Annotated in this window: 4 protein-coding genes; 2 read left to right on the forward strand and 2 right to left on the reverse strand. The window is 50.0% G+C overall.

Features of this window, described 5'->3' with window-relative positions:
• Positions 1–66: 66 nt before the first annotated feature.
• Positions 67–381, reverse strand: a complete 315-nt coding sequence (locus tag ACSZPU_RS24670; RefSeq protein ID WP_499004217.1) for a hypothetical protein — start codon at positions 379–381, stop codon at positions 67–69.
• Between the two features lie 163 nt (positions 382–544).
• Between ACSZPU_RS24670 and ACSZPU_RS24675 the strand changes: the two genes are divergently transcribed.
• Together ACSZPU_RS24675 and ACSZPU_RS24680 are read left to right on the forward strand one after the other, a co-directional pair.
• Positions 545–1,021, forward strand: coding sequence for a GNAT family N-acetyltransferase (locus ACSZPU_RS24675; RefSeq protein ID WP_499004218.1), 477 nt, complete (start codon positions 545–547; stop codon positions 1,019–1,021).
• Between the two features lie 78 nt (positions 1,022–1,099).
• Entirely contained in the window at positions 1,100–1,318 is a 219-nt protein-coding gene (locus ACSZPU_RS24680) for a hypothetical protein (protein ID WP_499004220.1), read from the forward strand.
• Positions 1,319–1,923: 605 nt separating this feature from the next.
• Here the strand turns inward: ACSZPU_RS24680 and ACSZPU_RS24685 are convergent.
• Entirely contained in the window at positions 1,924–2,868 is a 945-nt protein-coding gene (locus tag ACSZPU_RS24685) for a VirK/YbjX family protein (protein ID WP_499004222.1), read from the reverse strand.
• Between the last annotated feature and the right edge of the window lie 173 nt (positions 2,869–3,041).

Below are 3,041 nucleotides of genomic sequence, written 5' to 3' on the forward strand. Positions count from 1 at the left end.
GTCATGATAATAGGGCCTTCTGATTAGAAGGCCCTATTATCAATGATTTTTATCCTCGTGACGACACTATCTAATGTAATCGGCAATGGCCTGGGCGACAGGTTCAACAAATGCGCCATTCTCGCGGATGGCAGGAGCCTGCCCGGCGAACCCGGCGAGTTGTACTTTATGCAGCCGATAGCCTGATGATAATTGAACCGAGAGGTCATCCCATACGCTGCGCGGTGAGGCGAGTCCGGGAATTAAAATGACGTCCGGACCCGTCCCTTCGGTGACGACAGTAACAAGCGGTGGGGAGGTTTTGACATCATTTGCCAGCGTAGTGGCGGAAAACAGGAGTATCAGACTGGCAGACAATGGACGAAAGAGAGTGTGCATCATGGGTGTCTTTCACCTGTAAAATGATAATAATACTCATTTAAACAAATGAATTCAGTGATATACCACAGTTAAATACAAGAATCATAAAGTCTTTATTCCGATCTGCGCTCTGGAAACCTTTGACCCCAGCGAAGAACAAACCAACACGAGGCTTTTCTCATCAATGGACATCATCACATTACGGCAGTGGGACGCGGGCTATGCGCTGGTCGCGGCGCTCATCCACCAGGAATGGTCGGATTTTGAACGCTGGGCATCACACGAAACCATCACCGAACGCCTGAGGGAGCGTAATGCGCCAGGTAATGATGAAGTGACGCTGGTGGCGCTTGAAGACGGTATGCCCATCGCGACGGCGAGCATCATCCAGTATGAACTGTGCGACGATATGACACGCAAGTATTGGCTGGGGGAAGTGCTTACCGCGCAGGCGCATCGGGGGAAGGGGATTGCGGGCAAACTGATTCGTGCGCTTAGCGAAACGGCACAAGCGGCGGGCTACCCTGAACTGTGGCTCTATACCCCCGACCAGCAGGCACTGTATGCCAGGCTTGGCTGGAAACCTGTCGAAGAAAAATATGACAGTGATGAGTGGGTTACCGTCATGGTGCTGCCGCTTTCTGCCGGGGCGTTGTCATAATGGCTAAACATAACAAGAGACGATGACCGAAAGCCTGTGCTAATGTCGTATGTAAATTAAACAACTGAGGATAACGACATGAGCAAAGATGTTGTGGTAATACTCCCCGGTGGCAAGGTCGATCACATCTCGGTGGCGGACGACCTAAAGAAGGTCAGCTACAGAAACGATCAGCGTTCCTTCCTTGACATGCCGATCGAAACTTACGTGCTGGATGGAGAAGAATTCCTGATAGCCAAGTTTTCTGAGCTGGTCAGTACGCGTGAAACTGAACAGGCAATTCGCCGTTATTATTAATCTGCCATAATCGACTGGATTTAATCGCGGTCTGCGCGGGGTAATAACTTTCCCGCGTTGTGCAGATGCGGCATAAAATGATGTTAAGTGTGTTGCAGAGGCCTCATTCAGAGGCCTCTCATCAGGATGCTTTTTTTGGCCATCTTCGTCTGACTGGAATACATGCTTTTGCCGTAAGGCGGGCACCACACACTGAACAAATTGCACCGTGAGGGTAATTTTTATCCGGGCAAAATTGCGTGAAAAAAAACGTATTTCCTTTGCAAACGAGGCACACGAATTTTAAGTTTGGAATAGCCCCTCCGGGCCGTTAAATGGAAAATCCACACTAGCATGAAAAAAAAGCCTTGAAAGATATATCGTTAGGTTTTAGTCGCTTCGTCCGGTTTTTGCTCTACATATGCGAGGTGTGTATTACACTCCGATGCCCGTGAATTGCGGCACTACACCAAACAATAACGCATTTTTTTAGAATGGATTTGTGTCTGTTTTTGATCGGTAACGGCGATGAATTATTATTCGGTGGCGATGAAAATGAGAATGAATATGCGAAGGGAGCTAATGGTAATAAAGAAGAGCAGCGGGAGTACCGCTGCTATGAATATTTAGCGGAAGAAAGAGTCGAGGCCGCTATTCATTTCATCGAGCAACTGGAAGCGGCGGCGATATTCGGCGCGTTTCTTGCTGGGAATGCTCTCCAGCGGTTTTCGTGTCAGCATCAGCGGTAAACGCCAGCGCCAGGCGTTGTCTTTCTCACCATCAATGGAGGCCCAAAACTCGTCATAACTGGCATGGAAATGGCGACCTTTGCTAAAGCGATAGCGCAACGCACGAAAGACATGACCATTGTCGCTAACGCCATAAACCGCGCTGATACCGGTATGCGCACACATCTGCCACAGCACTTCAATCAACAGACGTTTAGGGAAAATACCGTAGCAGGCGCGTGTCGCCACCTTGATCACGTCATGTGAAATATTTTTCCGGGGGCCTTGCAGGCCGCCAATCACCAGCGCCCGCTGGCCATTTTCATTCACCACGCTGAACGTGGCGCTTGCCAGCAGGACATTGTTGCCATCATACAGCCACAACGTGCTTTCACCTTCACGCTCTGCTTTATGGGCGCAGGAGGCAAAGACGTAAAAATCGGTGTCATCTTTGCCCTTACAGTGCAAAATCTGCTGAGGGGTTACGGCAGTCAACGCGTCGGCGGCTTGCGTGGACAAGCAGGTATCAACCCACTGGTAGTGGCTGACAACCGCGTCGGCACGTTTTGCCGCATTAAGCCCAAGCGTCAGATACTGCCGGTGCGATTTACTCGGCAGCGTCACCTGCGCATTCAGTAGGCGTTCAAATCCAGGGCGTTGCGATAACGCGCTCAGCATTTTTACCGTGGAAGGCCAGAATAAGAGTGAGCGCAGCAGGAACTTAAGGCGGTAATTGCGCTTTGTCCAGATAGGACCAGGGACCAGACGCCCGGAGACCAGTTCGCGAATAATATGCGGATGGTGATTTTGAAGATGTTTTTCTTGCAGACTGATATTCGACACGGTGAAGGCCTCTGAATGTTTCAGTCCCTATTCTAGGGAATGCGCCGTGGCAAATTAACGTTGTACTGGGGTTTATTTGGGCTTCGTTTAGTCTGGATTTAGATAGTGTCGTCACAAGATTTTAGCCCAGAGAGCGATGCATCTGATCTGGACGGCAGCGAGAAATGAGGCCG

This window comes from Phytobacter sp. V69 (assembly GCF_965644215.1).
In the GTDB taxonomy this organism is placed as follows: domain Bacteria; phylum Pseudomonadota; class Gammaproteobacteria; order Enterobacterales; family Enterobacteriaceae; genus Phytobacter.